The sequence below is a fragment of the Treponema putidum genome, from assembly GCF_000755145.1.
Lineage (GTDB): Bacteria > Spirochaetota > Spirochaetia > Treponematales > Treponemataceae > Treponema_B > Treponema_B putidum.
Genome location: NZ_CP009228.1, coordinates 572,518 through 595,856 on the forward strand (window position 1 = coordinate 572,518; position 23,339 = coordinate 595,856).

General features: G+C 38.5%; 23 protein-coding genes and 1 pseudogene. 13 read left to right on the plus strand and 11 right to left on the minus strand.

The window, feature by feature from the left end:
- Positions 1-341: 341 nt before the first annotated feature.
- The 4 genes from JO40_RS02545 to JO40_RS02560 are packed head-to-tail and all read right to left on the minus strand — an operon-like array spanning position 342 to position 4,225.
- A complete protein-coding gene (locus JO40_RS02545) occupies positions 342-1,118 on the minus strand; it encodes an ABC transporter ATP-binding protein (protein WP_044977762.1) in 777 nt (258 codons plus the stop codon).
- A complete protein-coding gene (gene cobK / locus JO40_RS02550; RefSeq protein ID WP_044977763.1) occupies positions 1,105-1,863 on the minus strand; it encodes a precorrin-6A reductase in 759 nt (252 codons plus the stop codon). The genes JO40_RS02545 and cobK overlap by 14 nt, the downstream gene beginning before the upstream one ends.
- Positions 1,860-2,582, minus strand: a complete 723-nt coding sequence (gene cobJ, locus JO40_RS02555; protein WP_044977764.1) for a precorrin-3B C(17)-methyltransferase — start codon at positions 2,580-2,582, stop codon at positions 1,860-1,862. Before cobJ ends, cobK begins: the two co-directional genes overlap by 4 nt.
- A gap of 26 nt (positions 2,583-2,608) precedes the next feature.
- Positions 2,609-4,225 carry an ATP-binding protein gene (locus tag JO40_RS02560; RefSeq protein WP_044977765.1) on the minus strand — a complete coding sequence of 539 codons (1,617 nt, stop codon included), beginning with the start codon at positions 4,223-4,225 and terminating at the stop codon, positions 2,609-2,611.
- Between the two features lie 156 nt (positions 4,226-4,381).
- On the opposite strand from JO40_RS02560, the gene JO40_RS02565 reads away from it, so the two are divergent.
- Both JO40_RS02565 and JO40_RS02570 read left to right on the plus strand, forming a co-directional pair.
- Entirely contained in the window at positions 4,382-5,287 is a 906-nt protein-coding gene (locus JO40_RS02565) for an Rpn family recombination-promoting nuclease/putative transposase (RefSeq protein ID WP_044977766.1), read from the plus strand.
- Positions 5,288-5,447: 160 nt separating this feature from the next.
- Positions 5,448-6,383, plus strand: coding sequence for a radical SAM protein (locus JO40_RS02570; protein WP_044977767.1), 936 nt, complete (start codon positions 5,448-5,450; stop codon positions 6,381-6,383).
- A 36-nt stretch (positions 6,384-6,419) separates the two neighbouring features.
- On the opposite strand, the gene JO40_RS02575 is transcribed toward JO40_RS02570, so the two are convergent.
- The 6 genes from JO40_RS02575 to cobM form a co-directional block, all read right to left on the minus strand.
- Positions 6,420-7,802 (minus strand): MATE family efflux transporter, encoded by a 1,383-nt coding sequence (locus JO40_RS02575; RefSeq protein ID WP_044977768.1) that lies wholly within the window; start codon positions 7,800-7,802, stop codon positions 6,420-6,422.
- Positions 7,803-7,822: 20 nt separating this feature from the next.
- The gene (locus tag JO40_RS02580) at positions 7,823-8,638 is read right to left on the minus strand and encodes a hypothetical protein (RefSeq protein ID WP_044977769.1); all 816 of its coding nucleotides are present in this window, start codon (positions 8,636-8,638) and stop codon (positions 7,823-7,825) included.
- 112 nt (positions 8,639-8,750) lie between these two features.
- Positions 8,751-10,862 carry a methyl-accepting chemotaxis protein gene (locus JO40_RS02585; RefSeq protein WP_044977770.1) on the minus strand — a complete coding sequence of 704 codons (2,112 nt, stop codon included), beginning with the start codon at positions 10,860-10,862 and terminating at the stop codon, positions 8,751-8,753.
- A gap of 25 nt (positions 10,863-10,887) precedes the next feature.
- Positions 10,888-11,109, minus strand: coding sequence for a hypothetical protein (locus JO40_RS13395; protein WP_144242229.1), 222 nt, complete (start codon positions 11,107-11,109; stop codon positions 10,888-10,890).
- A gap of 91 nt (positions 11,110-11,200) precedes the next feature.
- Positions 11,201-12,247, minus strand: coding sequence for a cobalt-precorrin 5A hydrolase (gene cbiG / locus JO40_RS02590; RefSeq protein ID WP_044977771.1), 1,047 nt, complete (start codon positions 12,245-12,247; stop codon positions 11,201-11,203).
- Complete coding sequence (gene cobM / locus JO40_RS02595) at positions 12,244-12,993, minus strand: precorrin-4 C(11)-methyltransferase (RefSeq protein ID WP_044977772.1); 750 nt, start codon at positions 12,991-12,993, stop codon at positions 12,244-12,246. The genes cbiG and cobM overlap by 4 nt, the downstream gene beginning before the upstream one ends.
- Before the next feature lie 111 nt (positions 12,994-13,104).
- On the opposite strand from cobM, the gene JO40_RS02600 reads away from it, so the two are divergent.
- From JO40_RS02600 to JO40_RS02615, 4 genes and pseudogenes are all read left to right on the plus strand, one after another.
- Positions 13,105-13,860 (plus strand): ParA family protein, encoded by a 756-nt coding sequence (locus JO40_RS02600; protein ID WP_044977773.1) that lies wholly within the window; start codon positions 13,105-13,107, stop codon positions 13,858-13,860.
- Positions 13,853-14,745: pseudogene (locus JO40_RS02605) on the plus strand (ParB/RepB/Spo0J family partition protein). Before JO40_RS02600 ends, JO40_RS02605 begins: the two are co-directional and overlap by 8 nt.
- 23 nt (positions 14,746-14,768) lie before the next feature.
- On the plus strand, positions 14,769-15,353 hold the full coding sequence (locus tag JO40_RS02610; RefSeq protein ID WP_044977774.1) for a hypothetical protein: 585 nt from the start codon (positions 14,769-14,771) through the stop codon (positions 15,351-15,353).
- Positions 15,353-16,129, plus strand: a complete 777-nt coding sequence (locus JO40_RS02615; protein WP_044977775.1) for a TIGR02757 family protein — start codon at positions 15,353-15,355, stop codon at positions 16,127-16,129. The genes JO40_RS02610 and JO40_RS02615 overlap by 1 nt, the downstream gene beginning before the upstream one ends.
- 5 nt (positions 16,130-16,134) lie before the next feature.
- On the opposite strand, the gene JO40_RS02620 is transcribed toward JO40_RS02615, so the two are convergent.
- Positions 16,135-17,052, minus strand: a complete 918-nt coding sequence (locus JO40_RS02620) for a nucleotidyltransferase family protein (RefSeq protein ID WP_044977776.1) — start codon at positions 17,050-17,052, stop codon at positions 16,135-16,137.
- Between the two features lie 161 nt (positions 17,053-17,213).
- Here JO40_RS02620 and JO40_RS02625 point away from each other — a divergent pair, with 161 nt between their 5' ends.
- The 7 genes from JO40_RS02625 (at position 17,214) to JO40_RS02655 (ending at position 23,316) form a co-directional block, all read left to right on the plus strand.
- Positions 17,214-18,149 (plus strand): beta-ketoacyl-ACP synthase III, encoded by a 936-nt coding sequence (locus JO40_RS02625; protein WP_044977777.1) that lies wholly within the window; start codon positions 17,214-17,216, stop codon positions 18,147-18,149.
- A 16-nt stretch (positions 18,150-18,165) separates the two neighbouring features.
- Entirely contained in the window at positions 18,166-19,140 is a 975-nt protein-coding gene (locus tag JO40_RS02630; RefSeq protein ID WP_044977778.1) for an ACP S-malonyltransferase, read from the plus strand.
- Between the two features lie 56 nt (positions 19,141-19,196).
- Positions 19,197-19,412: a hypothetical protein gene (locus JO40_RS02635; RefSeq protein ID WP_010698657.1), complete on the plus strand. Its 216-nt coding sequence runs from the start codon at positions 19,197-19,199 to the stop codon at positions 19,410-19,412.
- Positions 19,412-19,783 carry a type II toxin-antitoxin system VapC family toxin gene (locus tag JO40_RS02640; protein WP_002681772.1) on the plus strand — a complete coding sequence of 124 codons (372 nt, stop codon included), beginning with the start codon at positions 19,412-19,414 and terminating at the stop codon, positions 19,781-19,783. The genes JO40_RS02635 and JO40_RS02640 overlap by 1 nt, the downstream gene beginning before the upstream one ends.
- A gap of 89 nt (positions 19,784-19,872) precedes the next feature.
- Entirely contained in the window at positions 19,873-20,616 is a 744-nt protein-coding gene (gene fabG / locus JO40_RS02645; RefSeq protein WP_044977779.1) for a 3-oxoacyl-[acyl-carrier-protein] reductase, read from the plus strand.
- 125 nt (positions 20,617-20,741) lie between these two features.
- Entirely contained in the window at positions 20,742-22,577 is a 1,836-nt protein-coding gene (locus JO40_RS02650; protein ID WP_044977780.1) for an N-6 DNA methylase, read from the plus strand.
- On the plus strand, positions 22,564-23,316 hold the full coding sequence (locus tag JO40_RS02655; protein ID WP_044977781.1) for a hypothetical protein: 753 nt from the start codon (positions 22,564-22,566) through the stop codon (positions 23,314-23,316). The genes JO40_RS02650 and JO40_RS02655 overlap by 14 nt, the downstream gene beginning before the upstream one ends.
- Positions 23,317-23,339: the final 23 nt, after the last annotated feature.

Consider the following 23,339-nt stretch of genomic DNA (forward strand, 5'->3'; position numbering starts at 1 on the left):
GCAGACAGTCAGTCTTTGACGGACTGCCGATCTTTGGACATGGTTTGAGTAATTGATATTTAAATTTATTTGGGCACAGCTTACCCTCAGCTGTGAAGCTGTGAAGCTGTGAAGCTGTGAAGCTGTGAATTTTGCTCGATACGATGTTTTATGTCAAGCGCTTTTGCAAAACTTTTTACACTTTTTTTGTGAGAATGTTTATAACTGCCGGCGGTGCGTTTCCATATCATTGGTATTTAGTATACACGGTTTTGCTGCATATTGCAAGGTCGTTTTGGACTTTTTTAACAGTAGAGATACAAAGTGCGCAAAGGTAAGAATCTTAATAATGACGGAGCGGCCTACAATCGCTTTTCAGGTATAACAACCGGATAGCCCGCAGCGTTAAAGAGTTTAGCTTCAATATTGTAAATGCTCAAAATATTTTGAGGATTCAGCACCTCTTCGGGACTGCCTTGGGCAAAAATTTTACCCTCTTTCATTGCAAAAAGGTAGTTGCCGTAACGGGCAGCTTGATTTAAGTCGTGAAGAACCAAAACTACCGTAACCCCCGTTTCCTTGTTTAGACGGTTTACAAGCTCCAAGAATTCTATTTGATGAGCCAGATCCAAATAGGTGGTCGGCTCATCAAACAAAAGGATATCCGGCTCTTGGGCAAGGGCCATGGCGATCCAAGCTCTTTGTCTTTCGCCGCCGGACAGGGTTTCCAAGGTTTTGTCCCGCAAGGCAAAGGTATTTGTAAGCTTCATAACTTCTTCTATTATCTTTTGGTCGGAAGCTTCAAAGCCCTCAAACCATTTTTTATGGGGATAACGGCCGAAATAGACCAATTCTTCGATGCTCATATCATCCGGGTTTTTATTTTGCTGTAATAGGATAGAAACTTTTTGGGCGAGTTTTTTGGAATCCATTTTTGAGATGTCTTTTTCTTCGATAAAGATTTTACCGGAAACGGGTTTTATAATTCCTGCGATGCTTTTTAAAATGCTGGACTTCCCCGAAGCGTTAGGCCCGATTATCGAAACCACCTGCCCCTTTTTTACCCTTAGGTTTAAATTTTGAACAACAGGTTTGTCTCCGTAGGAAAGGCTTAAATCCTCTATCCTAAGCATGTCCATATTTTAAAACCTCTTTTTTAAATTCTTCAAATTCGATAATACCCTCTTCTTTTCCTCGTCCGAGAATTAAGGCTATTATATTTAGAGCTTCACAGGCGGCGAGTTTTTCCCTTGTGCCTCCGGCATCCCCGCTGTCCTTCATCACAATATAGGAGGCTCCGTATTCTTTAAACATAGCTTCATTTAAATTTTGAGAAAAGGGGCCTGTCATGGCAATTATGTCCTGAGTCGCAACTCCTGCATTTTTACATTTTTCGATACTGTCCGCCGTAGGTAAAATTCTATATACAAAGCGGTTTGAGGAACGGAAGGCTTCAAAGTCCGAAACGGTTTTGGAACCTGTCGTAAAAAAAACCGTAGAAGATTTTAATTCTTTTAAAAATGAGCAAAGGCCTTCCATATCCTCAAAAGTGTAAAAGCTATTTTGCTCCAAGTCCGTTGAAGATTGCGAAGTTCCGCGGGTAAAGCGTAAATATTTTATGTTTAAGTTTTGTGCGGTTTTTTTTGCATTTTGAGAAACGATTAGGGCATAAGGATGGCTTAAATCGGCAATGAGGCTTATTTTTTCTTCAATACAAAATTGTTCCATTTGAAGAGCATCCATTCTGCCGATTTTAAGTTTATGATTTTTAAAAAAGTCCTTGCTTTCTTCTGTTGCAACGCTCATTATATAGGGCTCATTTTTTGCTTTTAAAAAATCTGCAAGGCTTCCGGCTTCGGTTGTTCCGCCTATAATCCAGATCATTTAATCTTATATCCTCGCGGGGTAATTATTTTTCCGTTTTGAATGTAGGTGTTGCTGTTGCCTATTATTATCAGGCTGAACATATCGATTTCATCGTAATTTATTTTTTGAAGCTCGGTAACGATAATTTTTTCGTTATTACGGCAGGCATTTTTTACTATGCCTACGGGCGTTTTGGGAGCCCTGAATTTTAAGATTATATTTACGGCTTCTTCGATATAATCGGAACGGGTTTTAGATTTTGGATTGTAGAGAGCAATTACAAAGTCGCCCTCCGCCGCTAAGCCGACTCTTTTTTTTATAACCTCGTAATCGGTGAGCCTGTCGGAAAGGCTGATAAGGGCCGTATCGTGCATTAAGGGGGCACCCAGTCTTGAAGCTGCGGCAAAGGCGGCGGAAATACCCGGAATTATTTCGACATTTAAATCGGGAGCAAGCTCCAAGATTGGGCCTGCCATTCCGTAAAGACCGGCATCTCCCGTGCTTATAATGCTTACGGTTTTTCCTTCCTTTACCTTTGAAACTGCATACTTACATCTTTCAATTTCGCCGGTCATTCCCGTTTGAAAAACTTCTTTACCTTCGATAAAGGGTTTTATATATTCAATGTAGCCTGAATAGCCTACAATTATCTCGGATTGCTTTAAGGCCTCGGCCGCCTGAGCCGACATATATTCCGCCCCGCCGGGGCCTATACCTACAACAAATAATTTACTCAATTTTATTTCCTCGCTTCTAACTCATTTTATAAAAGAGTTTCGGTTTTCCAGTCTTTTATGGTGCGTTCTTTTTCATCAAAGGATGAACCGATTAAGACAATCTTTTTACCGCTTGATTTAAAAGGAACTGCATAGCCTTTTTCTTTTATCTGTGCTATTGCATCTGCCGAGCTTCCGTTTCCGTCAAGTTTAAATTCAAAGATATAAACCGCATCTGCCGTGTGAACAATACAGTCTGCTCTTCCGGCTGCACAGTGTATTTCGGTTTCGACAAACTGTCCCATCAGCTTAAAAATCAAATAAACGGCCGTCTGATAGTTTTGCTCCCTAAGCTTTAATTTTTCTTTGGGAAGATTATCGTAAGGAATTCCGGCAATTATGGACTTCATTCTTTCCATAAAACCGTCCACATTTCCTGCCTTTACATCTTCAACAAAACGCCAAACGGAAGAAGCCGTTTGATCAGCACGCAAAGAAGTATAGTCCGGCAAAAGATTTTTTAGAAACCCGTAGCGGACCTCATCATTAGGAAAACCTAACCTGTAAAGGGCTGCTTCTCTTATATATTCTTTTATTGTTAAATATCCTGCCTGAAATAAAATCGGAAGAGGGTTCTTTGTGTCGGCTCGGTAATCGGATAAGCCGGCCTCATCAAGCTCAATATTCCCGTCTAAGTCGGGAATATTATAGTGAGCATCTTTTAGATAGTTTACCAAAAAGGTCGGAGTTCCTGTTGCAAACCAATAACTGCCGGCATTGTTTGCCGAAAAAACATTTAAAATACTGAATGGGTTATAGACGCTTTCCCCTGCGCCGGCAAACAAGTAGCCGTCATATCGCTTCTTTAAAAGCTCTACACAGGATTCATAGCTTATCTTTTCTTTTTCTGCCAAGGCCTCAATTTCAGGCTTAAAAGTAAGGTGCAATTCTTTTTCGGTAATACCGCAAATTGAAGAGTAAGATTCGTGTAAACTTATATCCTGCAAATTATTTAAATCGCTAAAAATACTTATCTTACTGAATTTTGTTACGCCCGTTAAAAACGAAAAGCGGATATATTGGTCGCAAGTTTTTAAAACAGAATAAAAAGATTTAAGCGTGCTTCGGAATTCTTCGTTTAGGGCTTCATTTACATACATTGTCTGTAAAAGAGGCTTGTCATACTCGTCTACGAGGATAACGACCTTTTTTCCGGTTTTTTCATAAGCTGTTTGTATTAAAAAGGCAAAGCGTTTACCAAAAGACAATCTACTTGTCTTCAATCCAAGACGTTTTTCTTCATTTTGCAAAAAGAATTCAAGACTTTCGTTCAATGAATCAGGTAAATCATAACGCCCCATATTAAAATCCAAGTATAGGACAGGGTATTCAATCCAAGGCTCTGAGCCTTCCGACTTAGCCCTTTCTTCTTCAGCCTTTTCAATATATAAGCCTTTAAAAAGGTCTTTCTTTCCCAAAAAATAGGCTGCAAGCGTAGAAAGGAAAAGGCTTTTTCCAAATCGGCGCGGGCGGCTTAAAAAATAGGGAGACGAGGTTAAAATCAGCCTAAAAAGATGCTCTGTTTTATCAACATAAAGATATTTATCTGTTCTAAGTTTTTCAAAACTTTGAATGCCGATAGGCAGCTTTCTATAAAGATTCATTATGAGCCTCCTTAGCTTTTTTTTATAATTATATAACAAAATACCCTTATGTACAAGCTGAGCTAACACGGAAACTTTAACAGGAAATCTTTCCCTAACGCTCCCTTTTAAAATACGCTCATCTGTGGTATAATACAATCAAGAGAGGGCATAGTTATGACTACTTCAAACAGGAAATATAAAGACTCAGTGTTTGTCGACCTTTTCAGTGAAGATGAAAAGGCTAAGGAAAATTTCTTGTCGCTTTATAATGCTTTACATGGAACAAGTCTGCCGCTTTCGTCTCCTGTCGAAAATATACGGCTTGAGAACGTTATGTACATGAACATAATCAACGATGTTTCCTGCCTTGTAGATAATAAGATTATTGTGCTTGCAGAGCACCAATCCACAATAAACGAAAATATGCCGTTACGCTTTTTAGAATACATCGCCCGGATCTATGAAAAACTGCAAGCACCGACAGACAGGTATTTAAGAAAATTGTCAAAAATACCTACGCCTGAATTCTATGTTTTTTATAATGGCAAGGAAGACTATCCTGAAACTACGGTTCTAAAACTTTCGGATGCATTTATAACAAAGCCCGAACACGCTCCGCTGGAACTTACGGTTCAAGTACTTAATATCAACACGGACAAAGCAAACAAAATCTTAGCAGACTGCAAACCGCTTGAAGAATACAGTCTCTTTGTAGAAGAGGTAAGAAAACAAACCCAACTTGACAGCGAAAACGGCTTTACCAATGCGGTAAAAATATGTATAGAAAAAGGAATCTTAAGAGAATATTTACAGCGAAAATCACGGGAGGTAATAAATATGTTAGTAGCAGAATACGACTATGATACGGATATTGCGGTACAGAGGGAAGAAAGTTTAAGGATAGGTATCCAGCAAGGTATCCGGCAAGGTGTACAACAAGGCATACAACAAGGCTTTGCCGACGGTTCATACAAAAAAGCTCTTGAAACGGCAAAATTGATGAAACATGCGAATTGTGAACTTGATTTTATTATGCAGATGACCGGTCTCAGTAAAGAAGAAGTGGAAGCACTGAATTAGTTGATAATTGCTTAATTACACATTACCAATTAAATCTACCGCTTTCAAGTTGGGGTGTCTTTCGGCTTGGGGCGGTTTTTTTGTGCGCGGGTATACTGGGATAACACGTACCCTTGAATCTCCAACATTATGAGTATATAATATATACAAGGAGAGACTTATGGAATATGAAGGTAGAATTTGCAGGCCTCCTATGGAGAGAGCCTCTTTTATGCTTCCCGTAATGGCCGGCTGTTCATATAATAAGTGTAAGTTTTGTAATTTATTCCGCAGTATAAAATATAGGGAATTACCTCTTTCGCAAATTGAAGAGGAGCTTATACGCGTAAAAGATTTAAACGGCAGCCTTTCAAAAATTTTTTTAGGAGACGGAAGCGCATTCAATTTAAAAACGGAACATCTTTTAAAAATATTGAATTTAATTCATAAGTATTTTCCCGATTGTAATTGCATAAATACGGATGCTACAATTACAGGCATTTTACAAAAAACCGATACAGAATTGGAAACCCTATATGCGCAAGGTATAAGAACTCTTTATATCGGAATAGAAAGCGGTTTAGACGATGTTCTTTTATTTATGAATAAGGATCACACAAGAGCCGAAGCCGAAAAAGCTGTATCAAAAATACAAAAGTACGGCTACAAGTTTGGCGCCCACATTATGACGGGTATTGCAGGAAAAGGCAGGAGCATTGAAAATGCCGAGTCAACGGCAGAATTTTTAAACAAGACAAAACCCATTCGCGTTATAAATTTTTCAATGTTTCTCCACAATGAAGTTCCTCTTTATAAAGACATAAAAGCGGGAAAATATGAGGCTGCAAGCGAGATGGAAAACCTTAAAGAAGAAAAAAGATTGATCGAGCTTTTAGGCAATGAATCTTCCCCTATCTTTTATGACGGTTTCCATGATTATCTGGAGTTTAGAGTAAGAGGAATTCTTCCAAAAGATAGGGACAAGATGCTAAAAAACGTTCAAGCCAAAATTGAAAGCTATAACCCTCTACAAAATGATTACTCTTTTGTAAGCGGAGAATGCACTCCTTCTCTTGAAAAAGCTGACGGCTCAGGCAAAATATGGAAGACTGCCTAGATAGAATCTAAGGCAAAACTCCTAGTTTGCAAATTTTCAATCCGTAACAGAACGGAGCCATTTACCTGACCTGATACGCCAAAGCCCCAAGAGGGCCTTAAAAGGTTCTTCGCTAAAAAGACAAATATAAATTCCCCATGCCGGAATAGAGGTATAAATAGATAAAAAATAGGCCAGAGGAATGGAGACACACCACATAACGGCCGTATCGCAGATTATACCGAAACGGGTATCGCCTCCGGCTCTTATTATGCCGACAAGCATACACATATTAAAGGCCTTTAACGGATAACAGCAGGCTAAAATTATAAAAAGCTTCATTACGGTCTGCAAAACTATTTCTTCTACATTAAAGAAAATCGGGGTCAAATACGAAATCGGGATAAGCATTGCACCGACAAAAGCCGCAACAAAGGGAGCAAAGATTGAAACCTTCGCCGCATAAGTTTTTGCCTCGTCATAATTTTTCTCGCCGATTTTTTTTCCTATTAAGACACTGACTCCATTACCTAAGCCTATAAAAATAACCCATGTCAACATAGAAACCGTGTTTGTAATATTGTAAGCGGCATAGGCAAAGGTACTGACTCCTGCAAATATTTTATGATGAAATGTAATACCTAATGACCACAAAGATTCGTTTATTAAAACCGGTAAGACTATTGCAAAGTATTGTCTGATAAATTTAAGATCAAAGTCAAAATGATTTTTTAGTTTTCCGAGTATGGGATATTTCTTTTTCTTTGTTACCGAAAAAAGAATTATAAGCTCGGCGACTCTGGAAGCTACAGTTGCAATAGCAGCTCCTCTGACCCCAAGAGCAGGAAAGCCCAACAAACCGAAAATCAAAATAGCATTCAGTATAAGATTTACAAAAAGTGAAACTAGTGTTGCACCGACCGCTACCCTTACCTTTTCTATAGAACGCAGGGTAATCATAAAAATAAAGTTTACCGCAAAGGGTAAAAAACAAAACGCCGAAACACTGAGATAGTCTACTCCTTTTTCTATTACAGCCTCATCCTTTGAATAAAGGGATAAAATTTCTTTCGGGAAAATAGAGCAAGCTAAGGTAAAGAGGGTACTGAAAAAAACTGCAACAATGAGAGAAACGGTAAAGGTTTTTTGTAAGCCTTTAAAATCTTTTTTACCCCAAAATTGAGCGGTAAAAACCATACCGCCCGAACCTATGCCGTACAAAATCAAGTTCAATAAAAAGAATAATTGATTCCCCAGCCCTACTGCCGCAAGCTCGATAGTGCCGAGCCGCCCTATCATTATTGTATCCAATATATTTACAAAAGAGCTTATAAAATTTTGCAATATTATGGGCACGGCAATTATAAATAAGTTTTTTAAAAAAGATTTATCAGAAAATACCGATCTTAAATTTACAACCGGTTTTGAATTTACAGTCATAAGTTTCCAAGCTCCTCGTGTTAAAAATGTAAAATTTCATTTCGATGCTTTATTCCTAAAAGAGATAAATTATTTTCAAGGCTGATACTTTGATCATAATTATCTTTTAGGTCAATCAAAAACCTGTTCATAGAAAAGTGCTGATAAAGATAAATTTGCGGTTCTTTTTTATCCGCATATAAATTCTTCATTTCATTTGCATAAGCATAAAATAAGCCGCGGGGTTTAAGCTCACTGTAGCCCACAAGCCATATAGGGCAGCCCAGTTTTTTTTGAAGTTCAGCCGTTTTTTGAGCCGTAAAAATTTGAGACTCTTCATAGAATTTTTTAAAAGAACCGTCCTCAGCTTTTTTTAAAATATAATCGAGCTGTTTTGTCTTTGCAGTATGGATAGGCGTTTTGTTTAGGATAATAACATTCTTTCTAAAATCGATTCCGAACGAGGGATTTTTTTTAAAGAAGTTATCGGCAATCTTTCCTGCAAGACCCACAAGATATTTTTGATTTTTATGAAGCTGCTCATTTTTCCCCGGATTATCGCCCACAACGATGAGCTTGATTTCGTCATCTTCGCTGACCAAATTCCAAGAATGATTATACACAATCGGAGTTTCTACAGGATAGGGAGGAGTTTTATTAGCTAGAGCCGCCTCTTCTTGAAGCACGGCCAAGCCCTCCTTAAAAAATGAAGCATTTTCTTTTTTAAAAGATTGGGCGGCACAGTTTTCTAAAGAAGGCTCCTTATATCTATACCCTAAAATATCAAGGTAATGCATACATTCATTTTTATACTCGCTTTTAAATTTGCAAAAAGCGTTCCATTTATATTTTTCCATCAGCGGACTATTATATCAGATTACCTATGTTTTTGAAAAGCACCGTTGGTAATTGATTAATGGACAATCTGTAATGTAATTACCAATTATCCATTAAACATTACCAATTAAATTATACTTTAAATTTGGAAACTTCGTTTGCCAAATTTTCAATGCTTTGCTTGTTCTTTTGACTTATTTCATTTACTTCCTGAACGGCATTGCTGATTTGTACGGCACCGGAAGCCATCTCGTTCATGCTGTCGGTGATAACGCGGGTAAGCTCATCGAGTTTTTGCATTTCTTGAGCTACATTCTCACCGCCTCGCAGCATTTCGGCGGAACCGTCATTTACCTGATTGGTTATCATATTGATGTCTCGAATAGCCGTCAAAACTTCCTTGCTGCCGTTCTCCTGTTCACGCATAGCATTCATTAGGTTTTGGCTCATCGTTCTAACTTGCTCGGAAAGGGCAAAAATAGCGTTAAATTTTTCTTCTGCCGTTCTTGAAGAGGCTGAAAGAGTTTCAATTTCGCCTGAAAGAACTTTAAGCGTTTCGGTAATGGTTTTACCTTGCGTGCTGGATTCCTCAGCGAGTTTACGGATTTCGTCGGCAACGACGGCAAAACCTTTTCCCGCTTCGCCTGCGTGGGCGGCTTCGATTGCAGCATTCATCGCCAAAAGGTTTGTCTGGCTTGCAATGTGCTGAATGACGCTTGAAGCTTCCAAAAGGCTGCCTGACTCTTCGGCAATACGTTGGGTTACGCTGTTTGCGCCTGAAATTGTCTCTTTACCGTCTGCAGTAGCGTTTGCAAGAGTTTTTATAACATCATCCGTTTTGCCGAGGGTTTGTGTGATGGAAGCTATGTTCCCGACCATCTGCTCGATAGCCGAAGAAGATTCTGCAACGCTCGCCGCCTGATTTTCGATACTGCCGTTAAGCTGTTTTATCGTGCGGATAATTTCTTCAATAGTAGCTGCCGTTTCGCTGACGCTTGCAGCTTGTGTAAGTGTCTGCTGCTTTACACCTTCGATATTTGCACTTATTTGGTGCACGGCACTTGCGGTTTCGGTCATGTTCGACGCAAGCTCGCTGCCTATATTTTCCATATCAACAGTGTTTAGACTTACTTGTTTAACAGATGAACCTATCTTTGAAATAGTTTGGTTAAAGTATTCGGATAGGTCGGTAATCTCATCATTACCGTGAACAGGAAGCCTAACGGTAAGGTCGCCTTCACCCTGAGCAATGTTTTTAAGAACTTTAACAGCAATATTTATCGGCTTAATCATTCCTCTGGCAACAAAAAAGACTATTACCAGCGCAGCAGATATAATCACTGTTCCGATACCTAACACCGAAGTACGCAAAGCATCGACATCTCCCATAAACTCTCTTACCGGAGCGCGGATAATAACCGACCAACCGGCTGTTTTCATCGTCGCAAAAGAAGCTATATAGGATTTACCCTGATATGTATAATAACCGACATCGTTTTTATCGGTACTCAGAACATGCTTCAAAAAAGCGGCAGTCGAAACAAGTTCGCTGTTTGTCTTTGCTTGCTCAATAATATTAACTTGGTTTTTGACAAGCTCGTTATCGTTATCGGCTATAATAACACCTCTGTCACCCATCATATAACAATTACCGGTTTTACCTACGACGATGTCAGATATATATTCCGATAACCGTAAGCCGTTTATGTCGGCTGATAAGACCCCGACTATATTATGCGTAGAATCGAAAATAGGAACAGCAAAGGTTGTTACGAGCGTTCCTGCAGCCCTTTCTATATAGGGTTCTGTAGCAAAGTTTTTCCCTGCAAAAGCCGTTTTAAACCATTCTCTGTCGCTTACCTGAACTGAACCTCCTGTATAATAAAAATTTCCGCTTTTATCGCTTACATTCATTTCTTTTATCTTATCATTAAAACTTGCTTCTCTCTGTAAAATAGCTACTTTTTCGCTATATGAATAAGAAGAATCATATAAAGCGGGCATCCTTGCAACGCCTTCAAGGAATTGCCATAAGGCGGTAACACGCCCGTCAATAATTTCTGCCGTATCATTTGCCTTATCAATTAAGTGCGTTTCTACCTTTTCCGTAACGGCTCTGCGTGCTCTGCGGGTGGCAAGAAAACCTTCCGTAGAAGAGGCGATAGCTATCAATAATCCGAAGATTATGATCAATTTATTCCGCAATGAAAAACGTTTTTTAGTTTTACTCTTTTTATTGTCCATAGTAAAAAACTCCTTACAGTTTTATTTAATTTAAGGGCAGAACCCTTAAAATCTCCCATATTATTTTTAGATTGACGGGTCTCAATCTGGGTGAGAATTTATTAGGGCATAGGAAAAGCTCCCGGCTGCAAGGCATTACATAGCGATAGAAAAGTTCATTTTGTGTTTTCATCTTCGGTAAAAATATCGGCAGATGGTCAATCGGTTTTATGCAGCAGTCTTCGTATTTTTTGTTTGCCGTACTCATAACTTTTTCCTAACTCGTTCTATTATAGCATAGATTAGCGTATTTTAAAAGAGATAAATATAGATATTTAACAATAAAATTAAGAAAACACTTAGCAATCTTCTGCAACCGAGACGGTTACACCCTCGTGCTTAAACTTGTCTAAAATTATTTTGCCTCCGAGGAGGAAGGCGGAAGGGGCCGAAACATTATAAACTCCGACGGTTTTTTTTACAAAGTCGGACTTTTCAAAATCATCTTCTATTCTTTCTATTTGACTTTTAGAAAAAAAGACGGGATTTATTTTTAATTCTTTTGCAAATTCAAGCAAACCTTTTTCATCTTTTTTTAACTCTATCGAGGCTATCGCCTTAACTGCCTTTAAGTCTTTATTTATTGAATCAAGGGCATGCTTTACCGCCTCGGCAACCGTTTCTTTATCCACACCCTTTTTTAAGCCTATCCCTAAGTTTAAATTTTTAGGCACCAAGTGAACCATGGGAAAGGGACTGCATAATGCCGATACGTCCTTTCTTTTTTTATTTGAAACGATGATAAGGCCTTCAAGTTTTTTTTCTTCGGTTAAAGCCTTTAGCTTTGAATTAAAATTTTTTTCTTGTAAAATAAAAAGATGCGGGTAATTTATGAGCGGTGCCTTATCTTCGGAATAAAAGCCTATAGATTTTTCGTCTACCATAAGGGCGGTAATTATTTTCGCGTCCTCCATTGACAAGATAGCATAATTGTTTTTTTGAGCAAACAAGTCGACGGCTTCTATATTTCGGCCATCGGAAGCCGTTGTAATTACGCTAACAGCACCGATGGCTTTTGCTATTCTTTCAGTGAGAGCATTGGCTCCTCCCAAGTGTCCCGACAAAAGCGAGATTACAAAACGCCCCAAATCATCGATCACGATTACCGCAGGATCTTGAGTTTTATCTTTTATATAATTCTTTATCATGCGGACGGCAATACCGGTAGAAGAAATAAAAACAAGGGCATCCTTATTTTTAAAATCATCAGGAATAAGGGAGCGGATACCTCCGGCTGTTTTTGCGTTATAAAAATGCTCAATTATCCAATCGTCTATCAAATCTGATAATTTTTCTCCCAATAAATTTCCTTTTTCGGTAAATGAATAGACCGCTATTTTTTTCATTTTTCCGCTTTTCTGAATTCGTGAGAAAATTCGGGATTATAAAGCTGAGACCTTTCATAATCTCCAGCGATAAAATTCCCTACCAAGATTTGAGCTGTTTTATTTACACCGGCTTTTTTCACTTTTTGAGCAATATTGCCGAGAGTTCCTATGATTATTTCTTGATCTTCCCAAGAGGCCTTGTAAATTACGGCAACAGGGGTAGCTTCATCCTTATAGCCCTTAAGGAGTTCTGCAACTACATTTTCTATATTTTGCACAGACAAAAAAATCGCCATCGAGGCCTTGTGTGCTGCAAGACTTGCCAGTTTTTCATCTTGAGGAACAGGGGTGCGTCCTTCCATGCGGGTCAAAATAACTGTCTGGCTTACATCGGGAAGAGTAAACTCTTTTTTGATGGCCGCCGCCGCTGCCGCATAAGAGCTAACGCCCGGGATAACCTCATAGTCTATCTTTAGCTTATCAAGTGCATCCATCTGTTCCCTGATAGCCCCGTAAATTGAAGGGTCTCCGGTGTGGAGCCTCACAACCTGAGCACTTCGATTTTCATTCATAACTTTGATAACTTCTTCAAGAGTCATTGAAGCCGAATTATAGGTTTTGCAATTATGCTTTGCAAACATAAGGTGCTCCGCTGAAACCAAAGACCCCGCATAAATAATAACATCGGCTTTTTCAATCAGTTTGCGCCCTTTTACCGTAATTAAATCAGGATCCCCTGGACCCGCTCCTACAAAATAAACCATAATATTCCTTTTTTGTTTTTATAATAATTATTCTACTATTCTTTAAAGGGATGTGTCAACGGCTAAAAACCCCTTACATAAATATTAAAAATCATATATAATAAAATAATTATGGGAAAAACATTTGTTTTTGTAAACCAAAAGGGCGGGGTCGGGAAGACGACTTCCGTGATTAATTTGGGTGCATACATTGCACTGGCAGGAAAAAAAACTCTTTTAATAGACTTTGACCCTCAAGGGAATATGTCTTCCGGTGTCGGAATTCAAAAAAAGCGGCCTACCGTTTATGATGCCCTTGCCCAAAAGACCTCAATAAAAAATACTATCTACCCTACTACGGTAAAAAATTTATCGGCAATTCCGGCCTCTATAGACCTTTCAGGAGCAACAGTAGAGCTCGTGGAAGAAGCCGACAGGGAATTCTATCTTAAAAATTTAGTCGAACCCGTAAAAGGCGAATATGACTACATCTTAATCGACTGCCCTCCGTCTTTGGGCATCTTGACCTTAAACGGATTGGCCGCAGCCGATCAAGTGTACATACCTCTCCAATGCGAATACTTTGCCCTCGAAGGATTAACCCTCCTTTTGCAGACCGTTCAAAGGGTACAGCAGAGCATTAACCCTTCACTTGAAATAGGCGGAATATTTTTTACTATGTTCGATTCAAGAACGAATCTTGCCCAAGAAGTTGTACAACAGGTATCCTCATATTTTAAGGACAAGGTTTTTTCAACCATTGTCCCGCGGAATGTAAGGCTATCCGAAGCTCCCTCACATGGAGTTCCGATTTGCAATTATGACGCAAAATGTACGGGAGCAAGGAGTTACGAAAAACTTGCAGATGAGGTACTGAACCGTGGCTAAAAAATCGGCATTAGGAAGGGGCCTTAATGCCCTCTTGGAAGAACAACCGGCAAATCAGATAGTGGAATCACTGAATGTTTCCGAAGACTCAATTATCAATATTGACCCTAAACTGCTGCAGCCGAATCCATATCAGCCCCGAAAAACCTTTGATGAAGAAAAAATAAGCGAGCTTGCAGAATCAATAAAAGAACACGGAATAATTCAGCCGATTGTAGCCGAAAAACATGAGGACAAGGGTTATTTTATAATAGCCGGAGAAAGGCGCACAAGAGCGGCCATCAGCTTAGGCTTGGAAACGGTTCCGGTAATCCTACGCAGCTTTGAAGAAAAAAAGAAACTGGAAGTAGCCCTTATCGAAAACATTCAGCGGGAAGATCTAAACGCAGTCGATGAAGCCCTTGCCTACCAAGAGATTATGGAACTTGCAGCCATAAACCAAGAAGAACTTGCAAAGAGAGTCGGCAAAAGCAGGTCGGCGATTACAAACAGTTTAAGAATATTAAAGCTGCCGGAAGAAATGAAAGATGCTTTGCGGGTAAATAAAATAACGGCTGGTCATGCACGTTCTCTACTATCAATATTAAATCCTGCCGATCAAAAAATTCTTTTTTCGAGAATTTTAGAATCTGAATTATCGGTTCGCGAAGCCGAGTCAATGGCAGCCGATCTTAATTCTGGAATCGGCCGCATAACAAAAAAACAAAAAAAGAAACGCAATCGCTTTCCACCGATGATTTTGAATTAAGAGATATTGAACAGCAGTTTATAAACTCCTTAGGTACAAAGGTTCAAATAAAAGGAAACTTAAAAAAAGGAGTTGTCGAAATATCATACTTTTCAAAAGATGATTTGGATATGCTATATAAAAAGATAAACTCTTAAACCGGAAAAAATTGGAGGATGATATGGCAAAAAAAGCAAGCGAATCAAAAACTACAAAAAAGGCTAAGACACCGGCAAAAACCGCTGCAAAAAAAACGGCAAAGGCTCCGGCTAAAAAAACTATTTCCGCCTATAAACAGTCGACGGCCGAAAAAAAACTCGTTACCGAATTAGCGGAACTTACAAAGCAAATGGATGCTGAAGGCCTCTTATTTTTAATAGAACAGGCTCGCGTTCACTTATATAATATGCAGGTAGAAGCTCTCGAAGAAGACTTGCAGGCAATAGAAGAAAAAAGAGCCAAAACCGTCAGCGTAAAAAAAGCACAGCCTAAAAAAGATTTTAGGATTGAAAGAGCAAGCGACGGTTCCGTGTACCACATAATAAGCGGCGGAAAATGGAAGCTGATCAATGCGGATGAACTTTTCAGTATTCTAAAAATCGTAAATGCAAAACTGGATGACAATGAAATAAGGCTAAACCTTATTCACTGGTTTTTTAAAGAAAGGGGAGACTTTGTTTCCGATCTTGGACTTGCAGATACCCACGATCCTCGATGGCTGGAGCTTATAAAACTTTTAAAAACAAATTTTAAGATAAAGATATAATGAGCCCTCAATTTAAAAACCTAAAAAAAACACTTGATGCTCTTGTAGTAAAATACGAAAAACCGGCCTTTATACCTGCCGATCCTATAAGTATTCCGCACCGTTTTTCTAAAAAAGAAGACATAGAAATTTCAGGCTTTTTTGTTTCTATTTTTGCATGGGGAAATAGAACCGCCATCTTAAAAAGTGCGGATAAACTGATGGCTCTCTTACAAAATCAGCCTCACGCATTTTTAACTCAAAGCACACCGGCTCAACTAAAAATAATAAACACTTTTTATCACCGCACACTAAACGGAGAAGACAGTCTCGCCATAGCAAAGGCTATAAGACGCATTTATTTATCGGGTTCGAATTTTGAAGAATTATTTAAAACTAAAAATCAGGATGAGCCTTTGATAATCAGGATGAGCCGATTTAGAAAAGAATTTATCAAAAACATGGATCCGCATAATACAAAGCATATAGCCGATATGGAAGGCGGTTCTGCAGCAAAAAGACTGAACATGTTTTTACGCTGGATGGTAAGGTCTAAGGATAAGGGGGTCGATTTCGGTTTATGGAAAAGCGTTAAACCGTCTGAGCTCTATCTCCCTTTGGATGTTCACTGTGCCCGAAGAGGAAGAGCTCTAGGCCTTTTAACCCGCAAACAAAACGATCGCAAAGCCGTAGAAGAAATAACGGAACGCCTTAAAGAATTTTGTCCCGACGATCCTGCAAAATACGACTTTGCTCTTTTTGCCCCCGAAGTCGAAAAGGCCTTAGCAGAAAGATAAGAGTTTTATCTCCACAGGAATTCGGGATAGTAGCCTTCTTTTACCTTATTTTCAAGCTCTTTTTTAACAATTTCTCTGTCTTCGGGATAGGTCATTCCGAACCATCTTTCGGTGGTAGTATAAACCTTAACCTTTCCTAAACCCTTTTTCATCATTGCCCCGACACCTTCAGGCAAAAGACATTCGGCTTTTTCGCTTTCTGCATATTTATGGATAAAGTCTTTAAAATACTCATTCATAAAATCGAAAATTTTAGGAGAGAAGCCGAATAGGTTCATCGAGACGGTTTCCTTACCTGAAAATTCAATGTTCTTTCCCTCATGTTCGGAAATAATCTTTTCGACTGAACCTTCTTTTTTGTATGCAATATCCTTGTGTTCGGTTATTCCGATAAGGTAACCGTTTCCTACTTGGCAGACACCTCTCGAAACTGAACCGGATCGGCTCAATGTTTTATCCAAGATATAACCGACCATAGCGTGTTCCGTAGAATCGTTCGTTAGGGTTGAAAGATGGGTTGCTATCGTTTTATAAGCGGAGCGGCCGTAGTAGTCATCGGCATTTATAACGGCAAAGGGTTCATTTATCTTTAACTCCGCAGACAAAATAGCATGAGCTGTTCCCCAAGGTTTTTTCCGGTTAACAGCCCTTTTTATCTGCTCATCGGTTAAAAAACCGTCCATAGATTGGAATACATAATCGGCATTACAATTGCGTGCAATCCTATTAAAAAAACGCTCTCTAAAATCGTTTTCAATATCTTCCCTAATTATAAAGACAACCTTTCCAAAGCCGTTATTCATAGCGTCATAAACGGCATAGTCCAATAAGGTTTCATCATGCCTGCCGACAGCAGCTATTTGTTTTACTCCTCCATATCGGCTGCCCATTCCGGCAGCCAGAACCAAAAGAGTTGGTTTCATAAATAAACCTCCTAGAAATAAAGTTAGGTTAAAATCCAACCTAAGCCATCATATCACATAATCGGAATAAATAAAAGACATTCTCAAATTTTCCCCAAAGGTTGACATTATTATCAAAAAAATACTAAAATAGCCTCCATAAAATTATAAGCGAGAAAACTATGGCTATTATAATAAAAACAACGGGGAAGGCTATCCCAAAAAGGATAATGCACAACAGCGATTTTCCCGCTTCCTTAGATACTTCTGATGAATGGATCAGAAGCCACACAGGGATAGGAAGCCGCTACATAGCTTCCCAAGAAGACACAAGTGCATCCCTCGGTGCCGAGGCCTGTAAGCAGGTCTTGGCAAATGAAAATCTAAATCCTCAGGATATAGACTTAATTATCTGTGCCACAGCCACGTCAGAATACCAAGGCTTTCCGTCGAATGCCTGTCTTATCCAAAAAGAACTTGGTGCAAAAAATGCGGCATGTTTTGACCTGTCGGCAGCATGTTCAGGCTTTTTATACGCAATAGATACGGCAGCAGCCCTCATGGAAAGGCACGGCCGGCGTTATGCCCTTGTCTGCGGCACCGAGGTTTTAAGCAAAATAATCGATTGGCAAGACCGTTCTACCTGCGTACTATTCGGAGACGGGGCCGGGGCAGCCCTCCTTGAAAACACCTTTGATAATTCAAAGAGGGGCATAGGCTCGGTAATTTTAGGTTCTGACGGAACAGGTTATGAAGCTCTTTATATGGCAGACCATCTAAAAATGAATGGAAGAACCGTCTACAATTTTGCAGTCGGCGTTATAACCGAAACCGTAAAAAGCCTTCTTCAAAAAGAAAACATCAATATGGAAGATGTAGACTTGGTTGTATGCCACCAAGCCAATAAACGCATTTTAGAAGCCGCCGCAAAAAGACTTAACACCGATATGAGCAAATTCGCATGTAATATGGAAAACTACGGAAACACTTCGGCCGCCTCCATTCCGATAACCCTCGATGATTTGAGGCTTCAAGGAAAATTGACTGAAGGAACAACAATAATTACGGCAGGCTTTGGGGCCGGGCTCACATGGGGCGGTGCCGTAATAAGATTTTAGTAAAGAGAGGACTATGATGAACAGTATATTTTTATTTTCGGGGCAGGGAGCCCAATTTAAGGGTATGGCTCAAGATATTGTTGATGAATACGGAGCTGCAAAGGACCTAATCAAAAAAATCAGCGATATAACCGGAGAGGATATCGATACCCTTTTACGGCACACCGAAAACGAAGAGCTTTCAAGGAGCGATAAGAGCCAGTTGGCTATAATTGCGGTTGAGACGGCTATTCTTGCCGTTTTAAAAGAAAAAGGAATAAACCCATCAGCCGTTGCAGGTTTCAGTCTGGGTGAGTTTTCAGCCCTCTATGCTTCCGGTATTTTAAGCTTTGAAGATATGATACGCATCGTACAAAAACGAGGGGCTATTATGCAGGCAGCCTGCGATAAGATTGCAGCAAAGGCAACGGAGGGCTCCGGTGCCCTGGGTATGTCGGCTATTTTAAAACTTGAGCCCGAAAAGGTTCTGGAGCTATTAAAGCCCCATTCCGATCCCAAAAGCGGAATAGTTTTTGCCGCCAATATGAATAGTCCCGTTCAAACCGTTATTTCGGGAACGGCTGAGGGCTTAAGCCTTGCAGAAGACTTGTGCAAGGAAGCCGGAGCAAAAAGGTGTGTCCGCCTTGCGGTTGCAGGCCCCTTCCACTCACCCCTAATGGAAGAAGCGGCAAAAGAATTTGAAGAGGTCTTAAAAAGCTTCGACTTTAAAGCCCCTCAAATCCCTGTATTTTCAAACGTTACGGGCAAGCAAGTAAAATCGGGAGAAGAAGCAAAAGCAAACGCAGTCCTTCACCTTACTCATCCCGTCCTATGGACGAGCGAAGAAAGGGAAATCGCTTCTTTAAGCGGAAGCTTAAAACCCTGCCGCCTCTTGGAAGTAGGCCCGGGAAACACCCTGTGCAATCTTTGGAGAGACAGCGGTTTTGCATCGGATGAACTCGCATGTTCACCGACAGGAACTTTGGAACAGCTAAATAAGATTATCGAATAGAAACGGAATATGCGGTTTATAAACAAACAGCTTGAAAAAATTTAAAGGAGATGTCTATGTCGGAACTTGCTTTTGAACAACTTTCAGCACAAGTTGATATGCTTTCCTATACGGAAAGAATTAGGCTGCTTGATAAAATAGTTAAGACTTTACACAAACCTGTAAAAACTCATAAAAGGGAAGATTCAGACTTTAACGCTGCCTTTGGATTATGGAAGGACAGAAACATTTCAGTTGAAGAGATAAGAAATAAGGCATGGGGACGTTCTTAATGCTTTACCTTTGTGATACTTGTATTCTGATAGACTACCTTCGAGGGAAACTTGAGGCTCAGCAAAAACTTCAACAAGACAGAGAGCAAGGTTTGGGGATGTCTTCCGTTACTTATATGGAGTTAATGGTTGGGGCTTTGAACAAGCGTGAAGCCGGTATTATAAAAAAGGCTTTTTCGGATTTTGAGATTGTGGAAATTTCTGAAACAATTTCTATAAAGGCAAAGCACCTGATTGAAAAGTATACTAAAAGTCATGGACTTTTGATTCCTGATGCTTTGATTGCCTCTACGGCATTAGAGTTGGGATTGCCGTTGTATACTACAAATATCAAAGACTTTCGGTTTATTACCGATTTAATTTTGGCATAGATTAAAATGTAAAACGATTTTATCTATAGAGTTTTGTGAGAAAGAATTTTTTGCTAAAGCACAAAACATCGTAATTAATGGAGGTATGAATGTTATTAAAAGGAAAAAAGGCATTGGTAACAGGCTCTTCGAGAGGAATCGGAAAAGAGGTTGTTAGAAGATTCATTGAAGAGGGAGCCGAAGTTTGGGGCTTATGTACAAAACCTTCTGCAAGCAAGGCGGAAATGGAGGCTTTTGCAAAAGAAAAAGGAAGCGTATTTCATGAAATATACGCCGACTGTGGCAATGTGGAAGGCCTTACCGAAACGGTAAAAAAAGCCCTCGAAGAATCGGGCGGCTTTGATGTACTTGTAAACAACGCAGGTATTACAAGAGACGGCCTTTCATTTAGGATGAAGCTTTCCGACTGGGAAGATGTTTTACGCGTAAACTTAACAGGCGTTTTTGTCGCCTCGCAAATTGTTTCTTCCGATATGATTAGAAAAAGAGCCGGATCGATTATCAATATGACAAGTATCGTAGGCCTTCACGGTCAAGGCGGACAGGTAAACTATTCCGCAAGCAAGGCAGGCCTCATAGGTTTTACAAAGAGCCTTGCAAAAGAAACGGCAGGAAGAGGAGTACGCGTAAACGCCATCGCCCCCGGCTATATTGAAACCGATATGACCGCCGCCGTAAACGAAGAAATGCGGAAGGCATGGGTCGAGGGAATCCCCTTAAAAAGAGCCGGACAGCCCCTAGACATAGCAAATGCCGCAGTCTTTTTGGCTTCGGACTTATCGCTTTATATAACCGCCCAAGTCCTAGGTGTCGACGGCGGACTGGGAGCATAGGCTATTTGCCGGTCTACCTGCATAAGGGTTGACCGGCTAAATAATGTTAAGCGGACTATGCCGCGGACGAGCTCGGTTTATAGAGTAATAGTATAAAAATCAAAAATAGAGTATAATTAATTCACATGAATAACTTGAAAACAGCTTTTGCAAAAAAAGATATTCAAAATAGATTTAATATTTCTCTTGCCACTGTAAACAATTGGATAAAAACCGGTGTAATTCCATCGCCTAAAGACGGATATTATACAAAAGATGTATATTCAGCCTTGATAACTTCTATTGAAACAAGTACAAATAGACTACAATCAAGAGCCAATCGCTCATATCAAAATTCTTCAGATCTTATATTTTTAGGAATCAAAGATAAAAAACGAAAAGAACTTCTTGTAAAACTTATTGAGGAGTTTGAAAACAGTAATCTCTCTATTCCGGAAGCAGTCGCTTGCCTAGGAAAACAAATTCTTATAAACAATAATTTATACGATAAAAACTCAGAAATTTTTACAAAAATAAATAGTATTTATAACGGTAAAAATATTTTCCAAAATTTTCATATAGAAAATAAGAATGATGATATTTTAGGTGCTTTTTATCAATCAGTGCAAAGCATTGCCTGTAAATCAAAGGATGGTTCATTTTACACGCCTGCTGAACTTCTTACTTCAATCGAAATTCCATTGAAAGCAAAAGTGTTAGACCCTTGCTGCGGAAGCGGAAGCATTTTAATCAATACACTCACAAAGCAGCATAATCCATCAAATATTTTTGCCTTTGATATTGATGAAACCGCTCTGTTAATCTGTTATATCAATCTTGTTATATTTTTTGAAGATGCATTTATTTCTCCTCATATTGAACGGCATGATTTAATTTTTACGGATACAAATAATTTGTTCAACCAGAATAAGGAAAAATATGATTTTATTGTTACAAATCCGCCGTGGGGAAGTAAACTCTCAAAAGAACAGAAAGATTTTTTGTTAAATACTTATCCGCTTTTAGATACAACAGAAGTTTTCAGCATCGCTTTATATAATTCGATGCAAAAATTATCTGAAAAAGGTGAATTAAATTTCTTCCTTCCTGAATCCATATTAAATGTTTCAACTCATAAGAATATTCGAAAATTTTTATTAAACTCTGATCGAAATATAGATATTCTACCATTGGGAATAGCATTTAAAGGAGTCCAATCAGAATGTGTGCTTTTAAAGCTTTCTGAAATTGTAAAAGGTAGTATCAAAATTACTGTTAAAAAAGAAAAAACGAACAAACTCAATATAAATAATATTTCTGCACCGGATTATTTTATATCTTATAATATTTCTGAAAATGATGATAAAATTTTAAATAAGATTTATTCTGAATATTCCGTGAAACTTCCCACCAATACGAAATTTGCTTTAGGTATTGTAACAGGAAATAATAAAAAATATGTTCACAAAATCAAAGGTAAAAATGAAGAAGCTGTGTTTCGAGGAAAAGATATATTACCGTATAAATTAAAATCACCGGAAACTTTTATAAGTTTTACTCCTGAGATATTTCAACAGGTTGCACCCGTAGAAATGTACCGTACTAAAAAAATTGTTTATAAATTTATTTCCGACAAAATTACCTGTGCATTGGATAAAAATAATTTAGTTTTAAACAGTGCCAATGTTATTATATCTAATAATTATCCCATGGAAATCTTAGTTTGTTTGTTCAACAGCCCAATCTATTCTTTTATCTATCAGAAAAAATTTAAATCAAAAAAAGTATTAAAACAACACTTTCAAGATTTTCCATTACCTATATTAAACAATGATCTAATTAAATTATTTTATGATGTATATGCAGACATATTGGCAGGTATAAAGAAACAGGAACATGCCGATAAAATCATTTGTTCCTATTTTAAAATATCAGAGACCGAATACAATTACATTAAGGAGAGTGTTTATGGAAACACTTGAAAATGAATTGGAACTCTTGATTTCAAAAGTCAAAAACGCTGATAATTTTTGCTCTGAAATTGAAAACATTCAAAATGTATATCCGTTCAATAAATACGAGTACATTATAACAAAACTCGTTGAAGAAAAGATTCTTTCTTATGATGATTATCTTGAACTAAGAAATGATTACATCAATAGAAACTTATATCTATATGTTTTTGAAATTTCTGCACCTAGAGGTTTCGGAGATACATGGGGATTTAGTCATTTACTTGCCGTAGAGCCTGAATTAAAACGGCCTTCAAAGAAAATTGATTTGACTTATAAAGGTCAGTATGATTTGTATTTACCGTACATGGGTAAGAGTATAAAAATTGAAGTAAAAGGTTCTCGTGCTGTAGATAGAAATAGACCTAATGAGCCTTTGTATATGAAAGCACTTTCTTCTAATTCGACAAAAGATTTTCTTATGAATTTTCAACAAGTAAAACCGACTTGTTGTGATGTCATGCTTTGGTTTGCTGTTTATAGAGATTGTGTTAAATATTGGGTTTTGAAAAATACAGATATATATGATTTGAATTTTTCACCCCAGCATAGAAATGCCGAAACTGCAACTAGAAAAGAAGATTACAAAAAAACCGATATTTACGAAGGACAAGTAATGATTACTCGTGAAAATATTGATTCTATACAGAAATTTCAAGTCGAAGGTCGAGCATTAAGACAAGCAATAATTGAAAAATATGAAGAATAATCGATAATAGTAAATTCAAATAA

Bases quoted from the DNA above. Each gene is read 5' to 3' on its own strand.
- cobM (WP_044977772.1), bottom strand. From the start codon at position 12,993: ATGGTTTATTTTGTAGGAGCGGGTCCAGGGGATCCTGATTTAATTACG.
- JO40_RS13395 (WP_144242229.1), bottom strand. From the start codon at position 11,109: ATGAGTACGGCAAACAAAAAATACGAAGACTGCTGCATAAAACCGATT.
- JO40_RS02575 (WP_044977768.1), bottom strand. From the start codon at position 7,802: ATGACTGTAAATTCAAAACCGGTTGTAAATTTAAGATCGGTATTTTCT.
- JO40_RS02610 (WP_044977774.1), top strand. From the start codon at position 14,769: ATGGCAAAAAAAGCAAGCGAATCAAAAACTACAAAAAAGGCTAAGACA.
- JO40_RS02615 (WP_044977775.1), top strand. From the start codon at position 15,353: ATGAGCCCTCAATTTAAAAACCTAAAAAAAACACTTGATGCTCTTGTA.
- cbiG (WP_044977771.1), bottom strand. From the start codon at position 12,247: ATGAAAAAAATAGCGGTCTATTCATTTACCGAAAAAGGAAATTTATTG.
- JO40_RS02650 (WP_044977780.1), top strand. From the start codon at position 20,742: ATGAATAACTTGAAAACAGCTTTTGCAAAAAAAGATATTCAAAATAGA.
- JO40_RS02630 (WP_044977778.1), top strand. From the start codon at position 18,166: ATGAACAGTATATTTTTATTTTCGGGGCAGGGAGCCCAATTTAAGGGT.
- cobK (WP_044977763.1), bottom strand. From the start codon at position 1,863: ATGATCTGGATTATAGGCGGAACAACCGAAGCCGGAAGCCTTGCAGAT.
- fabG (WP_044977779.1), top strand. From the start codon at position 19,873: ATGTTATTAAAAGGAAAAAAGGCATTGGTAACAGGCTCTTCGAGAGGA.
- JO40_RS02620 (WP_044977776.1), bottom strand. From the start codon at position 17,052: ATGAAACCAACTCTTTTGGTTCTGGCTGCCGGAATGGGCAGCCGATAT.
- JO40_RS02655 (WP_044977781.1), top strand. From the start codon at position 22,564: ATGGAAACACTTGAAAATGAATTGGAACTCTTGATTTCAAAAGTCAAA.
- JO40_RS02570 (WP_044977767.1), top strand. From the start codon at position 5,448: ATGGAATATGAAGGTAGAATTTGCAGGCCTCCTATGGAGAGAGCCTCT.
- JO40_RS02585 (WP_044977770.1), bottom strand. From the start codon at position 10,862: ATGGACAATAAAAAGAGTAAAACTAAAAAACGTTTTTCATTGCGGAAT.
- JO40_RS02545 (WP_044977762.1), bottom strand. From the start codon at position 1,118: ATGGACATGCTTAGGATAGAGGATTTAAGCCTTTCCTACGGAGACAAA.
- JO40_RS02625 (WP_044977777.1), top strand. From the start codon at position 17,214: ATGGCTATTATAATAAAAACAACGGGGAAGGCTATCCCAAAAAGGATA.
- JO40_RS02580 (WP_044977769.1), bottom strand. From the start codon at position 8,638: ATGGAAAAATATAAATGGAACGCTTTTTGCAAATTTAAAAGCGAGTAT.
- JO40_RS02640 (WP_002681772.1), top strand. From the start codon at position 19,412: ATGCTTTACCTTTGTGATACTTGTATTCTGATAGACTACCTTCGAGGG.
- JO40_RS02635 (WP_010698657.1), top strand. From the start codon at position 19,197: ATGTCGGAACTTGCTTTTGAACAACTTTCAGCACAAGTTGATATGCTT.
- JO40_RS02600 (WP_044977773.1), top strand. From the start codon at position 13,105: ATGGGAAAAACATTTGTTTTTGTAAACCAAAAGGGCGGGGTCGGGAAG.
- JO40_RS02560 (WP_044977765.1), bottom strand. From the start codon at position 4,225: ATGAATCTTTATAGAAAGCTGCCTATCGGCATTCAAAGTTTTGAAAAA.
- JO40_RS02565 (WP_044977766.1), top strand. From the start codon at position 4,382: ATGACTACTTCAAACAGGAAATATAAAGACTCAGTGTTTGTCGACCTT.